Annotated in this window: 22 protein-coding genes and 3 tRNA genes; 4 read left to right on the top strand and 21 right to left on the bottom strand. The window is 71.7% G+C overall.

Annotation, left to right across the window (positions count from 1 at the left end):
* Positions 1-131: 131 nt before the first annotated feature.
* The 5 genes from ACGF5O_RS40525 to ACGF5O_RS40505 form a co-directional block, all read right to left on the bottom strand.
* Positions 132-560 (bottom strand): MaoC family dehydratase, encoded by a 429-nt coding sequence (locus ACGF5O_RS40525; RefSeq protein WP_393814934.1) that lies wholly within the window; start codon positions 558-560, stop codon positions 132-134.
* A gap of 7 nt (positions 561-567) precedes the next feature.
* Positions 568-1,032: a MaoC family dehydratase N-terminal domain-containing protein gene (locus ACGF5O_RS40520; RefSeq protein WP_393814933.1), complete on the bottom strand. Its 465-nt coding sequence runs from the start codon at positions 1,030-1,032 to the stop codon at positions 568-570.
* A 118-nt stretch (positions 1,033-1,150) separates the two neighbouring features.
* The gene (gene rpmG / locus ACGF5O_RS40515; RefSeq protein ID WP_003948671.1) at positions 1,151-1,315 is read right to left on the bottom strand and encodes a 50S ribosomal protein L33; all 165 of its coding nucleotides are present in this window, start codon (positions 1,313-1,315) and stop codon (positions 1,151-1,153) included.
* An 89-nt stretch (positions 1,316-1,404) separates the two neighbouring features.
* Positions 1,405-1,477: transfer RNA gene (locus tag ACGF5O_RS40510), tRNA-Met, on the bottom strand.
* 46 nt (positions 1,478-1,523) lie between these two features.
* A tRNA-Thr gene (locus ACGF5O_RS40505) sits at positions 1,524-1,596 on the bottom strand.
* 266 nt (positions 1,597-1,862) lie between these two features.
* On the opposite strand from ACGF5O_RS40505, the gene ACGF5O_RS40500 reads away from it, so the two are divergent.
* Positions 1,863-3,131 (top strand): hydrolase, encoded by a 1,269-nt coding sequence (locus ACGF5O_RS40500; RefSeq protein ID WP_393814932.1) that lies wholly within the window; start codon positions 1,863-1,865, stop codon positions 3,129-3,131.
* A 176-nt stretch (positions 3,132-3,307) separates the two neighbouring features.
* On the top strand, positions 3,308-3,964 hold the full coding sequence (locus tag ACGF5O_RS40495) for an NAD(P)H-binding protein (protein WP_393814931.1): 657 nt from the start codon (positions 3,308-3,310) through the stop codon (positions 3,962-3,964).
* 4 nt (positions 3,965-3,968) lie between these two features.
* Here the strand turns inward: ACGF5O_RS40495 and ACGF5O_RS40490 are convergent, their stop codons facing one another.
* Together ACGF5O_RS40490 and ACGF5O_RS40485 are read right to left on the bottom strand one after the other, a co-directional pair.
* Positions 3,969-4,181 (bottom strand): hypothetical protein, encoded by a 213-nt coding sequence (locus tag ACGF5O_RS40490; protein ID WP_393814930.1) that lies wholly within the window; start codon positions 4,179-4,181, stop codon positions 3,969-3,971.
* A gap of 175 nt (positions 4,182-4,356) precedes the next feature.
* A tRNA-Tyr gene (locus ACGF5O_RS40485) sits at positions 4,357-4,438 on the bottom strand.
* A gap of 227 nt (positions 4,439-4,665) precedes the next feature.
* Between ACGF5O_RS40485 and ACGF5O_RS40480 the strand changes: the two genes are divergently transcribed.
* Positions 4,666-5,154: a YajQ family cyclic di-GMP-binding protein gene (locus ACGF5O_RS40480; RefSeq protein ID WP_393814929.1), complete on the top strand. Its 489-nt coding sequence runs from the start codon at positions 4,666-4,668 to the stop codon at positions 5,152-5,154.
* A 106-nt stretch (positions 5,155-5,260) separates the two neighbouring features.
* Here ACGF5O_RS40480 and ACGF5O_RS40475 read toward each other — a convergent pair whose 3' ends face one another.
* A complete protein-coding gene (locus ACGF5O_RS40475; protein ID WP_393814928.1) occupies positions 5,261-5,527 on the bottom strand; it encodes a GlsB/YeaQ/YmgE family stress response membrane protein in 267 nt (88 codons plus the stop codon).
* Positions 5,528-5,729: 202 nt separating this feature from the next.
* On the opposite strand from ACGF5O_RS40475, the gene ACGF5O_RS40470 reads away from it, so the two are divergent.
* Positions 5,730-6,977, top strand: coding sequence for an APC family permease (locus tag ACGF5O_RS40470; protein ID WP_393814927.1), 1,248 nt, complete (start codon positions 5,730-5,732; stop codon positions 6,975-6,977).
* Positions 6,978-7,023: 46 nt separating this feature from the next.
* Here the strand turns inward: ACGF5O_RS40470 and ACGF5O_RS40465 are convergent, their stop codons facing one another.
* The 13 genes from ACGF5O_RS40465 to ACGF5O_RS40405 form a co-directional block, all read right to left on the bottom strand.
* Positions 7,024-7,590 (bottom strand): SMI1/KNR4 family protein, encoded by a 567-nt coding sequence (locus tag ACGF5O_RS40465; RefSeq protein ID WP_393814926.1) that lies wholly within the window; start codon positions 7,588-7,590, stop codon positions 7,024-7,026.
* Between the two features lie 67 nt (positions 7,591-7,657).
* Positions 7,658-8,050: a YccF domain-containing protein gene (locus ACGF5O_RS40460; RefSeq protein WP_393814925.1), complete on the bottom strand. Its 393-nt coding sequence runs from the start codon at positions 8,048-8,050 to the stop codon at positions 7,658-7,660.
* Positions 8,047-8,910, bottom strand: a complete 864-nt coding sequence (gene htpX, locus ACGF5O_RS40455; protein ID WP_089099496.1) for a zinc metalloprotease HtpX — start codon at positions 8,908-8,910, stop codon at positions 8,047-8,049. Before htpX ends, ACGF5O_RS40460 begins: the two co-directional genes overlap by 4 nt.
* A 227-nt stretch (positions 8,911-9,137) precedes the next feature.
* Positions 9,138-10,661, bottom strand: coding sequence for an NADH-quinone oxidoreductase subunit N (locus tag ACGF5O_RS40450; protein WP_393814924.1), 1,524 nt, complete (start codon positions 10,659-10,661; stop codon positions 9,138-9,140).
* Positions 10,658-12,241, bottom strand: coding sequence for a NuoM family protein (locus ACGF5O_RS40445; RefSeq protein ID WP_393814923.1), 1,584 nt, complete (start codon positions 12,239-12,241; stop codon positions 10,658-10,660). The genes ACGF5O_RS40450 and ACGF5O_RS40445 overlap by 4 nt, the downstream gene beginning before the upstream one ends.
* Before the next feature lie 6 nt (positions 12,242-12,247).
* Positions 12,248-14,242 (bottom strand): NADH-quinone oxidoreductase subunit L, encoded by a 1,995-nt coding sequence (locus ACGF5O_RS40440; protein WP_393814922.1) that lies wholly within the window; start codon positions 14,240-14,242, stop codon positions 12,248-12,250.
* Positions 14,239-14,625: an NADH-quinone oxidoreductase subunit NuoK gene (gene nuoK, locus ACGF5O_RS40435; RefSeq protein WP_393814921.1), complete on the bottom strand. Its 387-nt coding sequence runs from the start codon at positions 14,623-14,625 to the stop codon at positions 14,239-14,241. The genes ACGF5O_RS40440 and nuoK overlap by 4 nt, the downstream gene beginning before the upstream one ends.
* The gene (locus ACGF5O_RS40430) at positions 14,625-15,302 is read right to left on the bottom strand and encodes an NADH-quinone oxidoreductase subunit J (protein ID WP_393814920.1); all 678 of its coding nucleotides are present in this window, start codon (positions 15,300-15,302) and stop codon (positions 14,625-14,627) included. Before ACGF5O_RS40430 ends, nuoK begins: the two co-directional genes overlap by 1 nt.
* A complete protein-coding gene (locus ACGF5O_RS40425) occupies positions 15,299-15,862 on the bottom strand; it encodes a NuoI/complex I 23 kDa subunit family protein (RefSeq protein ID WP_393814919.1) in 564 nt (187 codons plus the stop codon). Before ACGF5O_RS40425 ends, ACGF5O_RS40430 begins: the two co-directional genes overlap by 4 nt.
* On the bottom strand, positions 15,862-16,830 hold the full coding sequence (locus tag ACGF5O_RS40420) for an NADH-quinone oxidoreductase subunit H (RefSeq protein WP_393814918.1): 969 nt from the start codon (positions 16,828-16,830) through the stop codon (positions 15,862-15,864). The genes ACGF5O_RS40425 and ACGF5O_RS40420 overlap by 1 nt, the downstream gene beginning before the upstream one ends.
* Entirely contained in the window at positions 16,827-18,167 is a 1,341-nt protein-coding gene (locus ACGF5O_RS40415) for an NADH-quinone oxidoreductase subunit C (protein WP_393814917.1), read from the bottom strand. The genes ACGF5O_RS40420 and ACGF5O_RS40415 overlap by 4 nt, the downstream gene beginning before the upstream one ends.
* Positions 18,164-18,784, bottom strand: coding sequence for an NADH-quinone oxidoreductase subunit B (locus ACGF5O_RS40410; protein WP_393814916.1), 621 nt, complete (start codon positions 18,782-18,784; stop codon positions 18,164-18,166). Before ACGF5O_RS40410 ends, ACGF5O_RS40415 begins: the two co-directional genes overlap by 4 nt.
* Positions 18,775-19,185: an NADH-quinone oxidoreductase subunit A gene (locus ACGF5O_RS40405; protein WP_393814915.1), complete on the bottom strand. Its 411-nt coding sequence runs from the start codon at positions 19,183-19,185 to the stop codon at positions 18,775-18,777. Before ACGF5O_RS40405 ends, ACGF5O_RS40410 begins: the two co-directional genes overlap by 10 nt.
* Between the last annotated feature and the right edge of the window lie 248 nt (positions 19,186-19,433).

Below are 19,433 nucleotides of genomic sequence, written 5' to 3'. Positions count from 1 at the left end.
AGTACTCAATCACTAACTACGTCAAGGGGGTCCGACCGCCGCGTTCCAGGAGCCGCATGCGCGAGCGGGGCGGTCCCGTACACGTAAGGGGTGCCCCGCCATGGAGGGCACCCCTTACCGGGTCGCCGGGCTCAGCCCAGCCGCACGACCGCCCGTGACATGCCCAGCACCTTCTGCCCGGCGCTCGTCGCCGTCAGGTCGACGCGCACGGTGTTGTCGTCGAGCTTGGCGGCGACCTTGCCGCTGACCTCGACCAGGGCGCCCTGGTCGTCGTTCGGGACGACTACGGGCTTGGTGAAGCGGACGCCGTAGTCCACGACCGCACCCGGGTCGCCGGTCCAGTCGGTGACCACCCGGATCGCCTCGGCCATGGTGAACATGCCGTGCGCGATGACGTCCGGCAGGCCCACCTCCCTGGCGAACTTCTCGTTCCAGTGGATCGGGTTGAAGTCCCCGGAGGCGCCCGCGTACCGCACCAGCGTGGCGCGGGTCACGGGGAAGGTCTGCGCCGGCAGTTCGGTGCCGACCTCGACGTCCTCGTACGCGATCTTCGACGTCATCGGATCCTCACGCCCCGCCTTCTTCTTCGTCCGCCGCGCGGGCCACCAGCTTGGTCAGGGCGCTCACCACGAGCTCGCCGGCCTCGTCGTGGACGTCGCCGCGGATGTCGATGATGTCGTTGCCCGCGAGGGACTTGACGGCCTCGATGGTGGAGGTGACGCTCAGTCGGTCACCGGCGCGGACCGGGCGCTTGTAGGCGAACTTCTGGTCGCCGTGCACCACCCGGCTGTAGTCCAGGCCGAGCTGCGGGTCCTCGACGACCTGGCCGGCCGCGCGGAAGGTGATCGAGAAGACAAAGGTCGGCGGGGCGATCACATCGGAGTAGCCGAGCGCCTTGGCGGCCTCCGGGTCCGTGTACACCGGGTTGGTGTCACCCACCGCCTCGGCGAACTCACGGATCTTCTCCCGGCCCACCTCGTAGGGCTCGGTGGGTGGGTAGGTCCGTCCCACGAAGGACTGGTCGAGCGCCATTGGCCCGGCACCTCCTGATGTCTGCTGTGCTGCCCCACAAAGTAGCGGGAAAGGCATCGGCCGAAACGCCGTGAGGCCGCCCCCGAGTCGGGGACGGCCTCACGGACGAGCCTGTTTGTTATCGCGTTTCGCGGTGCGCAGTGTGCGCGTTGCAACGCGGGCAGTGCTTCTTCATCTCAAGACGGTCCGGGTTGTTACGCCGGTTCTTCTTGGTGATGTAGTTCCGCTCCTTGCACTCCACGCAGGCCAGCGTGATCTTCGGGCGGACGTCGGTGGCAGCCACGTGAGTGCTCCTTGACGAACGGGTGGGATGGTTTAACGCATAGAAGAGTAGCCGATCGAAGGACCGACCCCGCAATCGGCTACCGTCAGTAGCGGTGACCGGACTTGAACCGGTGACACAGCGATTATGAGCCGCTTGCTCTACCGACTGAGCTACACCGCTTTGATGAGATCAGTCCCCGCCTCGCGACGGGAACCTCTCACACCAGAGCCCCAATACGGAATCGAACCGTAGACCTTCTCCTTACCATGGAGACGCTCTGCCGACTGAGCTATTGGGGCGAGCGATGAAGACATTACACGCTCGGCCGCCGTTCGCCCAAATCCGTTTCCCGCCGCCCTTCCCGGCCCCTTCCGCACGGCTCACGACGGCCTCCCGGGCCCCTTCCGGCACTCCCCACGCGCGCGTACCGAACCGTTCCCCGCAGGTCCGACGGCTCCGGTACGACTATTGCGCTCCTCCCCGCCCCGCGCGGCTCGCCACCCTAGGCTCGACTCACTCTGCGTGATCTTGAGTCCCATGCCTGGACCGACCCTCATGGAGCGCGATGCCCGACAGCCAGCCGCAGCCGCCCTCGTCGTCGTCCAATCCGCAGGGTTCCCCGGGCCGGCCCGACCCCGCCGCACTCCTGCTGTGCGGGGCGCGGCTCACCGACGGCCGGACCGTGGACGTACGGCTGGGCTGCGGACGCATCGAGGCGGTGGGCACGGCAGGCAGTCTGGCGCCGGGCCCGGCGCGCACGGGCGGCACGCGCGTGGACCTGACCGGCTACCTCCTGCTCCCCGCCCCGGCCGAACCGCACGCCCACGGCGACACCGCGCTCTCCGCCGAACACGACGGCCCCGTCTCGTACGAACCCGAGGACGTGCAGCGCCGCGCCACGGAGGCGGCCCTGTTGCAGCTGGGGCACGGCGCGACGGCGGTACGCGCGCACGTGCGCGTGGGCGACGTCCAGGGGCTGGGCGCCCTTGCCGCAGTCCTCCAGGCGCGCCGCTCGCTGCGCGGGCTCGCGGAGCTCACGGCGGTCGCGATGCCGCGCGTGCTCACCGGGATCGCCGGCGCCGACGGGCTCGCCATACTGCGGGACGCCGCGAAGATGGGCGCTTCCGTGATGGGCGGCTGCCCCGACCTCGACCCCGACCCCACGGGCTACGCGGAGGCGGTCCTGGAGGTGGCCTCCGAACACGGCTGCCCGGTCGACCTGCACACGGACGCCACCGACCCGGCGAGGCTGGCCAGGCTCGCGGCGATGACCGCCGGCATGCGCCCCGGCGTGATCCTGGGACCGTGCGCCGGGCTCGCGCGCCTGCCCGCCGAGGTGGCCGCACGGGTCGCGGACCAGCTCGCCGCGGCCGGGGTCACCGTGGTCTGCCTGCCCCAGGGCGGCTGCGGTTCCGTGGACCGCCGCGGCACGGCCCCGGTACGGCTGCTGCGCGCGGCCGGCGTCCGGATCGCCGCGGGCAGCGGCGCCCTGCGCGACCTGTCGAACCCCGTCGGCCGCGGCGACCCCCTGGAGGCCGCCTACCTCCTGGCCTCCCGGCACGGCCTGCGCCCCGAGGACGCCTACGACGCCGTGAGCGGCGCCGCCCGCGCCGCCCTCGGCCTTCCCGAGGTCCGCGTCGAGGCCGGCTTCCCCGCCGAACTCCTCGCGGTACGCGGCGACCACCTGGCCGGCGCGCTCTCCCTCGCCTACAGCCGGATCGTGGTGCACCGGGGGCGCGTGGTGGCACGCACGAGCGCGGTCCGTGAGTACTGCAACTCGGCGGTGGCGGCGGAACTGGGCCTGCCCCGGCAGGGGCGTGGGGAGTTGTCCTGAGGGACTCGGGAACGCGGGCGCCGACGCGCGGGCCGGGGCGCGGGAGCGCGCGCCGCGGAGGGGGGCTCCCCTCAGCACGTTCGAGCCGGACCGGCGCGCCAGGCGGAGCCACCCGGGCGCGTGGGGCGCGTGAAGTCGTGCAGCGGATGCGGGGCTTCGGGCGTACGGTCTGAAACATGCGCATTGTCATCGCTGGTGGTCATGGTCAGATCGCGTTGCGGCTGGAGCGGCTGCTCTCCGCGCGCGGGGACGAGGTCGTGGGGATCATCCGGAGGGCCGAGCAGGGCGACGACCTGCGGGCGGCCGGCGCCGAACCGGTGCTGCTGGACCTGGAGTCGGCGTCGGTCGAGGAGGTCGCGGCGCTCCTGCGGGGGGCGGACGCGGCGGTGTTCGCGGCGGGCGCGGGACCGGGCAGCGGCACGGCCCGCAAGGAGACGGTCGACAAGGGCGCGGCGGTGTTGTTCGCGGACGCGGCCGTGCGCGCGGGCGTGCGCCGTTTCGTGGTCGTCTCCTCGATGGCCGCGGATCCGGCGCACCGGGGCGACGGCGTCTTCGACGTGTACCTGCGGGCCAAGGGCGAGGCCGACGCGTACGTGTCCCGGCAGGACGCCCTGGACTGGACGATCCTGCGGCCCGGTTCGCTGACGGACGCGCCGGGCACCGGTCTGGTGCGGCTGGAGGCGCACGCGGGCCGGGGCGCGGTCACCCGCGACGACGTGGCCGCCGTACTGGCGGAGTTGGTGGACACCTCGGCGACGGCCGGCCTGACCCTGGAGCTGATCGGCGGGTCGACGCCGGTCACGGTGGCCGTGAAGTCGGTGGCCGGGAACTGAGTTCTCAGAACAGCGGCAGCTGGCCGGGGAACTCCGGCACGACGTAACCGTCCAACGCGGGCTCCACGGCCCCGATCAGGGCCTGCTGCCGCGAACCGGAACAGGAGACCAGTTCCCCTGCCTCGCGCGCCCCGGGCGGGTCGTGCCGCGCGAAACGGCCCGCCACGACGGCGATTTCACGGCGGCACACCGGGCAGGTTCTGCGTCGGGAGGACATGTGTTCAGTGTGCCCCGGGACGGGGCGTCCGTGACGGACCGCTCCCCGGCCGCCTCGCCGACGAGGCGCCTCCATGATCTTCATCACGGGCTTCCACGCCAAGGCGTACACACGGGCACATGACGATGGGCCCGTGACCTGCTTGGTAGCAGGTCACGGGCCCATCGTTCCCGTGTGGCGGCGCCAGGATTCGAACCTGGGAAGGCTGAGCCGGCAGATTTACAGTCTGCTCCCTTTGGCCGCTCGGGCACACCGCCGGGGTTTTGTCATCAGCTCGAACCGCTTTGCGGCGGTGCTCCCTGGCAACGACGTAAACAATACCCGATTCACAGGGGTGCTCCGCCACCCGATTGATCGCCGCCCGCGGGACGCGGGATGGCTAGGCTGGTGCGGATACGGCCCGGTCCCCACCCCGGGCCCGGCGGCCGCCGTCGCGTGCCGCAACGCATCCCGTCACACCCCCCGATACAAGGAGCCACAGGACATGGCCGACTCCAGTTTCGACATCGTCTCGAAGGTCGAGCGGCAGGAGGTCGACAACGCCCTCAACCAGGCCGCCAAGGAGGTCTCGCAGCGCTACGACTTCAAGGGCGTGGACGCCTCGATCGCCTGGTCCGGCGAGAAGATCCTGATGCAGGCGAACTCCGAGGAACGGGTCAAGGCGATCCTCGACGTCTTCCAGTCGAAGCTGATCAAGCGCGGTATCTCGCTGAAGGCCCTGGACGCCGGTGAGCCGCAGCTCTCCGGCAAGGAGTACAAGATCTTCGCGTCGATCGAGGAGGGCATCTCCCAGGACAACGCGAAGAAGGTCGCGAAGATCATCCGCGACGAGGGCCCCAAGGGCGTGAAGGCCCAGGTCCAGGGCGACGAACTGCGTGTCAGCTCCAAGAGCCGCGACGACCTCCAGGCCGTGATCGCGCTCCTGAAGGGCCAGGACTTCGACTTCGCGCTCCAGTTCGTGAACTACCGGTAGGCAGCGCCTTCGAAGTACGAGAAGGGCGGGCACCGCGTCGTGCCCGCCCTTCTGGTGCTTCCGGTGCTTCTCGTGCTTTCCGTGCGTCGGCTGCGGCCGGGGGTGGTCAGTCGCGCGCGTTGCCGAACAGGATGCGGTAGGCGATCAGCAGGACCAGCGAGCCGCCGATCGCCGCCGCCCAGGTCGCGCCGTCGTAGAAGTTCTTGGTGATCGGGTGGTCCAGCCAGCGGGCCGATATCCAGCCGCCGAGGAACGCGCCCACGATGCCGATCAGGGTCGTGCCGATGAAGCCGCCCGGGTCGCGTCCCGGCAGCAGGACCTTGGCGATGGCGCCGGCCAACAGTCCCAGGATGATCCAGCTGATGATGCCCATGACCTGAACCTGCCCTTCCGCGCTGTGTTCTCACTGTTCCGGCCCTGTGATTTCGGTTCGGGCCGGCTGTGCCGGACGGGTGGTGCCGGGCGGGCCGTCCGAGCCGTCCGCATGTGTCCGCAGCGCGTGTGTTCGTGCCTTGTCGATGACGAGGACGCCTGGGCGATACCGCACGGTTGCGGTGATCAGTAGGGTGCGCCGCATGGCTTCCTCTCCTCCCTCTGACCTGCGGCGCACGCTGGGCGTGCACGACGCCGTGATCGTCGGCCTGGGCTCGATGGTCGGGGCCGGGGTGTTCTCCGCACTGGGCCCCGCGGCCCGCGCGGCCGGGTCGGGGCTGCTTCCCGCGCTGGCCGTCGCCGCGCTGGTCGCCTACTGCAACGCCATGTCCTCGGCGCGCCTGGCCGCCCGGTACCCGCAGTCGGGCGGCACCTACGTGTACGGGCGGGAGCGGCTCGGCGCCTTCTGGGGATACCTGGCGGGATGGGCGTTCGTCGTCGGCAAGACGGCGTCCTGCGCGGCGATGGCGCTCACCGTGGGCGCGTACGTCTGGCCGGGGCAGGCACACGCGGTGGCGGTCGCCGCCGTGGTGGCGCTGACCGCCGTGAACTACGGCGGCATCCAGAAGTCGGCCTGGCTGACGCGGCTGATCGTGGCCGTGGTGCTGGCGGTCCTCGCTTCCGTGGTGGTCGTGTGCCTGACGTCAGGGACGGCGGACGCGGGGCGGCTGGACATCGGTCTCCCGGCGGGCGTGGGCGGGGTACTAGAGGCCGCCGGCCTGCTGTTCTTCGCGTTCGCCGGGTACGCGCGGATCGCGACCCTCGGCGAGGAGGTGCGGGACCCTGCGCGCACCATTCCGCGGGCGATCCCGCTGGCCCTGGGGATCACGCTGGTGGTGTACGCGTGCGTGGCGGTGGCCACGCTCTCCGTGCTGGGCACGGACGGGCTCGGCCGGGCGGCCGCGCCGCTGACCGATGCGGTGCGGGCGGCCGGGGTGCCGGGGCTGGTGCCCGTGGTGCGGGTGGGAGCCGCGGTGGCCGCACTCGGCTCGCTGCTGGCGCTGATCCTGGGGGTGTCGCGGACGTCGCTGGCCATGGCCCGCGACGGTCATCTGCCTCCGGCGCTGGCCGCCGTGCACCCGCGTTTCCAGGTCCCGCACCGCGCGGAACTGGCGGTCGGCGCGGTGGTCGCCGTGGTGGCGGCGACCGCGGACGTACGGGGTGCCATCGGTTTCTCCTCCTTCGGTGTGCTGGCGTACTACGCGGTGGCCAACGCCTCGGCGTGGACGCTGGATCCCGCGTCGCGTTCGCGGGTGGTTCCGGTGGCGGGACTGCTGGGGTGCGTGGTGCTCGCGTTCGCGCTGCCGGTGGCCTCGGTGGTCGCGGGGGCGGCCGTGCTGGCGGTGGGTGCGGCGGCGTATGCCGTACGGCGGTGGGTGGCGGCCCGGTAGACACGGTGGCCGCGGACACGGCGGCCGCGCTGGGAGCCCCCGTCTCTCAGAGGGCCTGCTGCGGGGCCGTGCGTCTCCGGAAGTCGGCCCAGAGTGCCAGGTCCGTGCCCTCGTTGGTCTCCTCGTACCAGCCCGTGCCCTGCAGCCAGACGTGCAGCCAGTCGGTGAGGCTGGGCGCGTCCACGAACCAGGCGCCGTCGGCGTCGTCGGCGTTGGGCTCGTAGAGCAGGACCGTGGCCTGCGGTGCCCGGCAGTCCACGCACGCGTACATGCCACAGCCCCAGTGGGATATCGGCAGGACGCCCTCGGGCCAGGGCCAGTCCGGGTTCTTGCGGCCGTACTCGCGGTTGGTGAGGTACTGGGCGACGGCGGCCGGCTCCCCCGAGGGCGCGGAGTCGAGCAGGGGCAGCAGGCCGTACGACGGGCCGAAACCCCCGTCGCCCACCCGCTCGTAGAGCGCGGCGAGGAGGGGTGGGAGCGGGAAGCCCAGGGTCTGACCGGCGCGGTCGAGCGTGGCGGCGTCGACGGGCGCGGGGAGCGAAGGCCAGCCCCACGGGCGGGAGTTGCGGGCCTGCACGGTCACCCGTGTCAGCAACTGCTCGATCTCGGTCATGGCTTCATGATGCAGGCCGGCACCGACAATCGGGCCGGCCTGTGGACAACCTCCCGCCGACGTGCGGTCAGCGGGTCGCGAACGGCTGGTCCGTGGGGACGATCTCGCGTCCGAGCGGGAGCAGCGAGACCGGGATCAGCTTGAAGTTGGCGATGCCGAACGGAATGCCGATGATCGTCAGGCACATCGCGATGCCGGTGACGATGTGGGCGAGGGCCAGCCACCAGCCCGCGAGGACCAGCCACAGCACGTTGCCGATGCAGGAGGGGGCACCCGCGTCGCGGCGCTCCACCGTCGTGTACCCGAAGGGCCACAGGGCGTACACGCCGATACGAAAGGCGGCTATGCCGAACGGAATGCCGATGACCGTGATGCAGAGGATCACGCCGGCCAGCAAGTAGCCGAGGAACAGCCAGAAGCCGCTCAGGACGAGCCAAATGATGTTCAGGATGGTCTTCACTGCGGGCGACCTGCCATCTTCTCTAGCCGGGCGATCCGTTCCGCCATGGGCGGGTGCGTCGAGAACATCTTGGACAGTCCCTGGCCCGGACGGAAGGGGTTCGCGATCATCATGTGGCTCGCGGTCTCGATCCGGGGCTCGGGAGGCAGCGGGAGCTGCTTGGTGCCGGCGTCCAGCTTGCGCAGGGCGCTCGCCAGGGCGAGCGGGTCGCCGGTGAGCTGGGCGCCCGAGGCGTCCGCCTCGTACTCCCGGGAGCGGCTGATGGCGAGCTGGATGAGACTGGCGGCGAGCGGGCCCAGGATCATGATCAGCAGCAGGCCGAGGAAGCCGGGGCCGTCGTCGTCGTCCGAACGGCCGACCGGGATCAGCCAGGCGAAGTTGACCAGGAACATGATCACCGAGGCGAGGGCGCCGGCGACCGACGAGATGAGGATGTCGCGGTTGTAGACGTGGCTGAGTTCGTGGCCGATGACGCCGCGCAGTTCCCGCTCGTCGAGGATGCGCAGGATGCCCTCCGTGCAGCACACGGCGGCGTTGCGCGGATTGCGGCCGGTCGCGAAGGCGTTCGGTGCCTCCGTCGGGGAGATGTACAGGCGGGGCATGGGCTGGCGGGCCTGGGTGGAGAGGTCGCGGACCATCCGGTACAGGGCCGGGGCCTCGAACTCGCTCACGGGGCGTGCGCGCATCGCGCGTAGCGCCAGCTTGTCGCTGTTCCAGTACGCGTACGCGTTCGTGCCGAGGGCGACGAGGACCGCGACGATCAGACCCGTTCGGCCGAAGAAGCTGCCGATGACGATGATGAGTGCCGACAGTCCCCCGAGGAGAACTGCGGTCCTGAGCCCGTTGTGCCGGCGGTGCACGGTACGCCCTCCAAGTCGTGCGGCAGGGGAACCCTTTGCCTGCGGTGCTGCCTTCCGGTCTGCGATGCCACCGGTGTCGTGGTGTCACGTCCAGTGGACCCTTCCGCACTGGTCAACGCCAGGCGGCGGCCACTAGTTCCCTTGTGTCCGCTGTGTGCGGGGTGGGCCGACCGGGTGAGAGCCGTGCCCGGGCGCGCGTGTCGGTCCCCACGCGCGCGTGGGGACCGTCAGAACAGGCCGGCGGTGGCGAAGCGGAGTACCAGCTGCGGAGCGCCGGAGAGGACGACGCCGAGGGTGCCGGTGAGGGCGAGCGCGGCCGTGAGAGGGGCGGGGAGACGGTGCCTGACCGGTTCGCCCTCGGGGGCTCGGAACAGCAGGGCCGTCCACTGGAGGTAGTAGTAGAGGGCGATCACGACGTTGACGGCCATGACGACGGCGAGCCAGCCGAGGCCGGCGTCGACGGCCGCCGAGAAGACGGTGACCTTCGCGAACAGGCCGATGACGCCGGGCGGGAGTCCGGCGAGGCACAGCAGGAAGAAGGCCAGGAGCAGGGCGGTGAGCGGGTTCCTGGCGTACAGGCCGCGGTAGTCGGAGATCCGGTTGAGCCGCTCGGTACGGGCGACGGCGGCGGCCACGGCGAAGGCTCCGAGGTTCACGGCGGCGTACATGAGGGCGTAGGCGACGGTGGAGCCGACGGCCTTCCGGGCGTCGCCGGTGTATCCGGCGGCGGCGATCGGCACCAGCAGGTAGCCGGCCTGGCCCACCGACGACCAGGCGAGCAGCCGTACCGCGCTGTACGCGCGCGTGGCCTGCTGGCGCAGGGCCGCCACGTTGCCGACGGTCATGGTGAGCGCGGCCAGGGCGGCGAGCGCGGGGCCCCAGACGTCGGCGTACGACGGGAAGGCGACGACGGTGACCAGGATCAGCCCGGAGAAGCCGACGGCCTTGCCGACGACCGACAGGTAGGCGGCGATCGGCAGCGGGGCGCCGACGTAGGTGTCGGGCACCCAGAAGTGGAAGGGGACGGCGGCCGTCTTGAACGCGAAACCCACGAGGGTGAGGACGACACCCGTCTGGGCGAGGGTGTGCAGCTGTCCGTCGACGTGCTGGATCCGGTCGGCGACCTGGGTGAGGTAGAGGCTGCCGGTGGTGGCGTACACGAAGCTGATGCCCATGAGGCTGACGGCGGTCGCGGTCACCGAGGACAGGAAGAACTTCAGGGCCGCCTCGGAGGACCGCTTGTCGCCGTGCCGGATGCCGACGAGGGCGAAGGCGGGCAGGGAGGCGACCTCCAGGGCGACGACCAGGGTGGCGAGGTCGCGGGAGGCGGGCAGCAGGGCGGCACCGGCGGCCGAGGAGAGCAGCAGGAACCAGAACTCGCCCTGGGGGTAGCGGCTCCTGCCGTCCTTGAGGGCGGTGACGGACAGCAGGGCGGTGAGCAGGGCGCCGCCGAGGACGAGGAACTGCACGACCAGGGTGAACCGGTCGGCCGTGTAGCTGCACGCGTGCGTGGTGCCGGTCAGGCAGAAGGTGCTGCGGTCGTGGCCGAGGAGCGGGAGCAGCAGGAGGGCGGCCGCGGCGAGTCCGGCGACCGAGATCCAGCCGAGGAGCGGTTTCCTGGCCTCGGGTACGAACAGGTCGGCGACCAGGACGGCCAGGCCGACGACCGCGGTGAGGGTGGGCGGGGCGATGGCGAGCCAGTCGACGGACTGGACGAGGTTCGCGGCCAGTGGCTGGGCCAGGGCGCTCATCGGGTGCCTCCTGCGAGGAGCTGCTGCACGGCCGGGTCGGTCAGACCGAGCAGGGCCTTCGGCCAGAGTCCGGCGACGACGGTCAGGGCGACGAGCGGGGTCCAGGCCGCGAACTCGTAGCTGCGGACGTCGGCGAGCTTCGGCACTTCCCGCGATGCGGCGCCCATGCAGACGCGGCGGACCACGGCCAGCATGTAGGCGGCCGTCAGCAGGGTGCCGAAGGCGGCGATCGCCATGAAGGTCAGGAAGGCCGGGCGGCTGAGTCCGGCGGCCGGCTCGAAGGCGCCGAACAGGGCCAGCATCTCGCCCCAGAACCCGGCGAGGCCGGGCAGTCCGAGCGAGGCGACGGCGGCGAACGCGAGCAGTCCGCCCAGGCGCGGTGCCCTGCCGTAGAGCGCGGCGCCGGTCTCCTCGGCAAGGGTGTCGAGGTCGGTGGTGCCGGTGCGGTCCTTCAGGCCGCCGACCAGGAAGAACAGCAGGCCGGTGATGAGCCCGTGGGCGATGTTGGCGAACAGGGCGCCGTTGACGCCGGTCGGGGTCATGGTGGCGATGCCGAGCAGGACGAAGCCCATGTGGCCGACGGAGGAGTAGGCGATCAGCCGTTTGAGGTCGCCCCGCGCGCCGCGTTTGGCCAGGTTCAGGCAGGCCAGGGACCCGTAGATGATGCCGACGACCGCGAAGGCGGCGAGGTAGGGCGCGAAGGTGCGGAAGCCGTCCGGTGCGACCGGCAGCAGGATCCGGACGAACCCGTAGGTGCCCATCTTCAGCAGGACCCCGGCCAGCAGGACCGAGCCGACGGTCGGCGCGGAGGTGTGGGCGTCCGGCAGCCAGCTGTGCAGGGGCCACATCGGGGTCTTGACCGCGAGCCCGATCCCGATCGCCAGAACGGCGATGACCTGCACGGACGCGGTCAGCGACCGGCCGTTGTCAGTGGCGAGTGCCACCATGTCGAAGGTGCCCGCCTTGATTCCGATCAGGAGCAGGCCGAGCAGCATGACGACGGATCCGAGCAGGGTGAAGAGGATGAACTTCCAGGCGGCCCGGGTCCGGCCCGCGCCGCCCCAGCGGGCGATGAGGAAGTACATCGGGATGAGCACCGTCTCGAAAGCGAGGAAGAACAGCAGCAGGTCGAGGACGGCGAAGCTCGCGAGGGTGCCGGTCTCCAGGACGAGAAGCAGGGCGACGAAGGCCTTCGGGGAAGGCCCGGAGGGGCCCGCGGGCGGGTTGAAGTACGAGTAGAGCGCGCAGAGGAAGGCCAGCAGCGCGGTCAGGACCACGAGGGGGAGGGAGATGCCGTCGATGCCGAGGTGGATGCGCACGTCGAGTGCGGGGATCCAGCTGATGTCGGTCGTGGCCTGCATCCTCGACGGGTGGTCGTGGTCGAAGCCGAGCGCGAGGACGATCGCGGCGACGAGGATCGCGCCGGTCACGGTCACGCCGTGGCGGAGCACGGCCTGCTCGGGCGACTTCCCCTTCAGTCCGGGCGGGGCGGGCAGCAGGGCGGCGACGGCGCCGAGAAGCGGGCCGACGACGATCAATGCCAGAAGGACTTGCATCACGGACTCGCTGATATCGATCACGCCTGCTCACGCTCCCGTGGCGACGAGGAGGACGGCGATCGCCAGGACGACGGTGCCGGCGAGCAGCGCGCTCACATAGGTCTGGACGTTGCCGGTCTGGGCGCGCCGTACGGCGGCGCCGAGCAGGCGGGGCAGTGCTCCCGCCCCGCGGACGTAGGTGTCGACGACCTCGCGGTCGAGGAACTGGACGAGGCTCGCGGCGGCCAGCACCGGGCGGACGAACAGCGCGTCGTAGACGGCGTCCAGGTGGAAGCCTTCGGCCGCGTGCCGGTGCAGCGGGCCGAGCAGCAGCCGGCCGGGGTCCGCCGGGTCGGGTGCGTAGGCCACGTCGCCGAACGCGGGCCGGTGGGCGGCGACGGCCTCGGCCTCGACCAGTCCGGCGGCGCCCTCCGGGTGGGCGGCGACGGCACCCAGCGGAGCGCGGGCGGCCAGGGTCCTGGTGCGCTGCCAGGCGCCGTAGGTGACGAGTCCGCCGACGAGCGCGAGGCCGGTGCCGAGGACCGAGGTGGTGAGGGTCGGGGTGAGGGCGCGGCCGTCGAACCAGCCGGGCAGCGAGCGGTAGGCGAACCCGCCGAAGGCCAGGGAGGGGACGGCCAGGACCCACAGCACCGCGGTCATGGACAGCGGCTGCCGCCCGTGGTCCGCGGCCTCGGAGCCCCGGCCGCGGAAGGTGAGCAGCCACAGCCGGGTCGCGTAGGCGGCGGTGAGCAGGGCGGTGGCCAGGCCCGCGATCAGGACGATCCAGCCGGCGCTGCCGGGGGCGTGGTCGGTGTGGCCGGTGGCGACGTGCTCGGCGGCGCCGAGGACCGACTCCTTCGAGAAGAAACCGCTGAAGGGCGGGATCGCGGCGAGCGCGAGCAGGGCCACGGTCATCGTCCAGTAGGCGTCCGGGACGCGGTCGCGCAGGCCGGAGGTACGGGACATGACGGCCAGCGAGTTGGTGCCCGCGGCGTGGATGATCACACCGGCGGCGAGGAACAGCAGCGCCTTGAAGGCGCCGTGGGACAGGAGGTGGAAGACGGCGGCTCCGCGGTCGCCGACGGCGAGGGCGCCGGTCATGTAGCCGAGCTGGCCGATCGTCGAGTACGCGAGGACGCGCTTGATGTCGTCCTGGGCGAGCGCGGCGAGGGCCGAACCGACCATCGTGACGGCGCCCATGGCGGCGAGGACGACCATCACGGCCGCACTGGCCTCGAAGATCGGGAGGAGACGGGCGACGAAGTAGACACCGGCGGCGACCATCGTCGCGGCGTGGATCAGCGCGGAGACCGGGGTCGGGCCGGCCATCGCGTCGGGGAGCCAGGTGTGCAGCGGGAACTGCGCGGACTTGCCGGCCACGCCGCACAGGAGCAGCAGCCCGACCAGGGTGGGATGGTGCAGCCCGCCGTCGGCGACGGTGCCGAGGACCGTGGTGATGCGGAACGACCCGGCGTCGGTGGCCAGCGCGAACAGGCCGATCAGGAACGGTACGTCGCCGAGCTTGGTGACGAGGAAGGCCTTCATGGAGGCGGCGCGTGCCTCGGGGGTCTCCCAGTAGTGGCCGACCAGGAAGTAGGAGCAGATGCCCATGACTTCCCAGCCGACCAGCAGCACGATCAGGTCGCCGGAGTAGACGACCAGCAGCATCGCGGAGGTGAACAGGGAGACGAGGGCGGCGTACGAGGGGTAGCGCGGGTCGTCGCGGAGGTAGCCGGTCGAGTAGATCTGCACGCAGGTGGCGACGAAGGCGACCAGGACGGCGACGAGGGCGGCGAAGCCGTCGATGTGCAGGGCGAGTTCGATCGGGACCGAGCCGGTGGGAGTGAGCTCGGTGTGGGCGTCCACGGCCTGCCCGCCGCCCTGGTCGGCGGCGACCGTGCAGGCGAGGGCCAGCGCGGCGAGGGTCGGCAGGACCGCGAGCGGGCGGACGAAACCGGGGGCGGTGCGCCCCAGGAGCAGGCCGGCGGCGGCGCCGAGGAACGGCAGGAGGGGGACGAGGACGGCGAGGGTGGTCGTGGTCACGCGGTGGCCTCAGCCTTCTCGTCGGCCGACCCGTCAGGGGGCGTGCCGGCCGTGCCGTCCTCGTGGCCCTCGGCGGTGTCGCGGAGCCGGTCGATGTCGGAGGTGCCGCGGTTGCGGTAGACGGCGAGGACGATCGCCAGGCCGATGCCGATCTCGGCGGCGGCGATGGCGATGGTGAACAGGGTCAGGGCCTGGCCGGAGTGCAGGGTGTCCCGGGCGGTCTTGCTCAGCCAGACGTCGAAGGCGACGAGGTTGAGGTTGACGGCGTTGAGCATCAGCTCGACCGACATCAGGACGAGGATCGCGTTGCGGCGGGCGAGGACGCCGTACAGGCCGGTGCAGAAGAGGAGCGCGGAGAGAACGGCGGGATAGGCGAGGTGCATCAGCGGGCGCCTTCCTGCTCGGATTCCTGCTCGGGTTCCTGCTCGGATTCCTGCTCGATCGGGTGAATCCCGGATCCTGTGACGGATGGGGAACTCTGCGTGACGGCCCGGCCGTTCACAGGGGGCGGGGCCGACTCCGCCTTCGCCTTCCGGGACAGGACGATCGCCCCGACCAGGGCCGCGAGGAGGAGGACGGAGAGGGCCTCGAAGGGCAGCACCCAGTTCTGGAAGAGGCTGGCGCCGGTGACCTTCGTCGAGCCGGCGGCGGCGCCGTCCAGGTCGATCCAGGTGGTGCGGAAGGCGTCCACGACCACCCAGACCAGAGCGACCGCGGCGGCCACGGCGACGGCCAGCGCCACCCAGCGGTTCCCGGAGTCGGCGTCCGGGGAGCGGCCGATCGGGGCCCTGGTGAGCATCAGACCGAAGAGAAGGAGGACGACGACGGAACCCACATAGATGAGGACCTGCACCCAGGCGATGAACTCGGCGGTGAGCAGAAGGTATTCGACGGCGAGCCCGCCGAGGGCGACCACCAGCCACAGGGCGGCGTGCACCAGCTGGCGGGTGGTGACCGTGACGAGGGCCGCGCCGAAGGTGACCAGGCCGACGAGAAGGAAGGCGATCTCCACGCCGGTCGGGGACAGGAAGCCGTGCGGCGCTTGGGCGAGCGGGCTCACTCCTCCCCCTCCCCCGGTTCGACCCGGTCGGCGGCCTGGGTGGCCGCGAGCTTCTCGGCGGTCTTGCGGGCGGCGGCGATCTCCTTCGGCTCCTCCGCACCGGGGTCGAGGGCGGGCGGGGCCGGGACCGTCCACATCCACTCGCGGAGCTTGTCGCGCTCGTGGGTGAGCTCGCGGATGTCGGTCTCGGCGTACTCGAACTCCGGGGACCAGAACAGGGCGTCGAAAGGACAGACCTCGATGCAGATACCGCAGTACATGCACAGGGAGAAGTCGATGGCGAAGCGGTCCAGGACGTTGCGGCTGCGTTCCCGGCCGCCCGGGGCCGCCGCCGGGACGGTCTCCTTGTGGGAGTCGATGTAGATGCACCAGTCGGGGCACTCACGGGCGCAGAGCATGCAGACCGTGCAGTTCTCCTCGAACAGCCCGATCACGCCGCGGGTGCGCGGCGGGAGGTCCGGAAGGGTGTCCGGGTACTGCTCGGTGACCGACTTCCGGGTCATCGTGCGCAGGGTGACGGCCAGGCCCTTGGCCAGGCCCGAGCCGGGGATGGGGGCCACTAGGAGATCACCACCTTGACGATGCCGGTGAGGGCGATCTGGGCGAGAGACAGGGGGACGAGGAGGGTCCAGGAGAACTTCTGCAACTGGTCCTCGCGCAGCCGGGGATAGGTCACGCGGAGCCAGATCACGACGAAGGCGAGGAGCGCCGACTTCAGGAGGGTCCACAGCCAGCCGAGACCGTCCGCACCCCACGGGCCGTGCCAGCCGCCCAGGAAGAGGACGGTGGTCAGGCCGCACAGGACGACGATCCCGGCGTACTCGGCGAGCAGGAACAGGGCGAAGCGCAGGCCGGTGTACTCGGTGTACGCGCCGAAGATGATCTCCGAGTCGGCGACGGGCATGTCGAACGGGGGCCGCTGGAGTTCCGCGAGGCCGGCGATGAAGAAGACCAGGCCGCCGGTGATCTGCCAGGGCAGCCACCACCAGTGGAAGGAGCCGACGATGCCCGGCAGGGAGACGGTACCGGCCGCCATCGCCACGGAGGCGGCGGCGAGCAGCATCGGGAGTTCGTAGGCGAGGAGCTGGGCGGCGGTGCGCAGGCCGCCGAGGAGGGAGAACTTGTTGGCACTGGCCCAGCCGGCCATGAGCGAGCCGAGGACGCCGACGCCCATCACGGCCAGCACGAAGAACACGCCCGCGTCCAGGACCTGGCCGACCGCGCCCTCACCGGGGCCGATCGGGATGGCGAGCAGCACGAGCAGATACGGGAGGAGGGCGACCGCGGGGGCCAGCTGGAAGACACGGCGGTCCGCGCCGGCCGGGACCACGTCCTCCTTCTGCGCGAACTTCACGCCGTCGGCGATCAGCTGGGCCCAGCCGTGGAAACCACCGGCGTACATCGGACCGAGGCGGCCCTGCATATGGGCCATCACCTTGTGCTCGGTCTGCCCGACGATCAGGGGGAAGGTGAGGAAGACGACGAACACGACGAGGAGTCGCAGGGCGACGTCCAGAGCGTCGTTCACTGCGGGCCTCCTGGAGGGTCGTCGTGGGCGGCGGGGTGTTCGGGGGCGGGGTCCTCGCGGGGCGGGGCTTCGGGAGCGGGCTCGGGAGCGGGGGCCTCGGAGGCCGGAGCCTCCGGAGGGGGTTCGGAGGCCGGAGCCTCCGGAGTCGAGGGTTCGGGGGCGGAGTCCTCGTGTGCCGTCGGCTGCGCCTCGGGCGCCTCGGGCGCTACGGGCGCTACGGGCGCCTCGGGCGCCGCGGATACAGGCTCCTCCGTCCCAGTCCCAGTCCCAGTCCCCGGCTCCGTCCCCGCGCCCGGCTCCTCGGCCTTGGTCCCGGTCCCGGCTGTCCCGGTCCCGGCTCCTTCCGCCGGGTCGGCCGTCGTCTCGCGCGGCGTTCCGGCCTCCGGTTCCTCGAAGGCCGGACGGGCGTGGTGCCACGGTGCGTCGGAGCTGCGGGGGGCTGCCGGGCGAGCCGGAGTGGTCGGCGTTTCCGTCTCCTCTGCACGCTGGGAAGCGGAGCCGCCCGAGGCAGTACGCGTCCGGCGTGGCCCCCGGGGAGCAGCCGGCGGCCCCGCCGCAGCCGCCGCGCCCGACTCCGCAGTCACCTCGGCCCCTTCGGCACCCTTAGCCGCCTCGGTCGCCTCGGTCGCCTGGCTCGTCGAGCCCTCCGCGGCTGTGCGGGAGCGGCGCGCCGGGCGGTCGTCGGCCGCGCGGGGTGGGCGGGGCGGGCGGTCGCCGGTCGTGCGGCTTGGCGCGGTGCGGGCCGGGCGGGCGGGGGCGGCCGGGAGCTGGCCCTTGAGGGGGCCCCACTCGTTCGGGTCGGGGACGCCTGGGGGGAGCATCTGGCGGCGCTTGGGGCCGCCGTGCTCGGACTCGCCCGGTTCCTTGGCGCCGGGCCAGGCCTTGGCGACGCGGGCAGCGAGCACGAAGTCCTTGCGGAGGGGGTGGCCTTCGAAGTTCTCCGGGAGGAGGAGGTGGTCCAGGCCGGGGTGGCCGGTGAAGCGGACGCCGAACATCTCGTGGGTCTCGCGTTCGTGCCAGCGGGCGCCCGCGTAGACGCCGACGGCGGAGGGGAGTTCGGGGGCGGTGTGCGGGACGGTCGTGCGCAGGAGCAGGCGGCGGACCGGGGCGAGGGCGACGACGTGGGCACAGACGCGGAAGCCGGTGCCGGGTTCGTCGACCGCGCTCAGCCAGTCGAAGTAGGTGCAGGAGAGCGTCGTACGGGCGGTCTCGAGGGCGGCGAGCCAGGAGGAGGGAGGGACGTCGACCGTCAGGACGTCGTAGGACTCGTCGGCCGTGGCGTCCGTGCCGAAGAGTTCCTCGACGGGGGCCGGCAGCCAGCCGGGCGGGGCCGTCATCGGGCGTCCCCTTCGCCCTCGGCTCCGGTGGGCGCCGGTGGCCGGACCAGGTCGCTCTGGAGGGCCGCGGCGGACGGGCGGGAGGTGCCGTAGCGCTCGCCCAGGGACTCGGCCGCGATCTTCTCCTGGAGTTTGAGGATGCCCTGGAGGAGCGCCTCGGGGCGGGGCGGGCAGCCGGGGACGTAGACGTCGACGGGGATGATCTGGTCGACGCCCTTGGTGACGGAGTAGGAGTCCCAGTAGGGGCCGCCGCAGTTCGAGCAGGCGCCGAAGGAGATGACGTACTTCGGTTCGGGCATCTGCTCGTACAGGCGCTTGACCGCCGGGGCCATCTTGTCCGTGACCGTGCCGGAGACCACCATCAGGTCGGCCTGGCGGGGGCCCGGCGCGAAGGGGATCACGCCGAGGCGGATGAAGTCGTGGCGGGCCATCGACGCGGCGATGAACTCGATCGCGCAGCAGGCGAGGCCGAAGTTGAAGACCCAGAGCGAGTAGCGGCGGCCCCAGTTGAGGACGACCTTCATCGGTTCGGGGGCGAGGCGGGCGAGCGTGCCCAGCCGCTTCGGCTCCGGCAGCGGAACAGGCTCCGACGCGGTCGCGTCCGGCGTCACGTCCATGTCAGGACGCCCTTCTTGTATGCGTACAGCAGGCCGACGGCGAGGAAGCCGAGGAAGATGAACATCTCCACGAGGGTGGTCGCGCCGTAGCCGGGGGCGGCGAAGACCGTCGCCCAGGGGAACAGGAAGATCGAGTCGACGGCGAAGATGACGTAGAGGAAGGCGTAGACGTAGTAGCGGACCTGGGTGTGGGCCCAGCCCTCGCCGACGGGATCGACACCGCACTCGTAGGTGAGGAGTTTCTCGGGGGTGGGGACCACCGGGCGCAGCAGCCGGCCGGCGCCGAAGGCGACGGCGACGAAGACCACGCCGACCAGCATCAGCAACCCTACGACCGAGTAGGACGCGAAGTAGTCCGCGGCGAGGACCGCGGTCGGTTCACCGCCCACCGTCTCCCGCATCGCCCGTCCCTCACTCCCTCGACAGACCACGGACCGCAGGCCCGACCGGACCGGTGCCGTGACCTCAGTCAACTCTTGATTCGACGATCTGTACGCACGGGAGTCTAGGCCCTGATAAAGACACGGTAAGCAGGCCGTCACGCGGTGGGGCACGGCGGGACACGGCGGGAGACGGGACCGGGGCCGCCTGGTGGGGTTTTCCCCAGGGCGGCCCGGGCGGCGAACTCCATGGCGTCGTGCCACGGCAC

Source organism: Streptomyces sp. NPDC048291 (assembly GCF_043201715.1).
Classification (GTDB): Bacteria; Actinomycetota; Actinomycetes; order Streptomycetales; family Streptomycetaceae; genus Streptomyces.
Note: the sequence above shows the minus strand (reverse complement) of the source record. Positions and strands in the feature narration are given on the sequence as shown.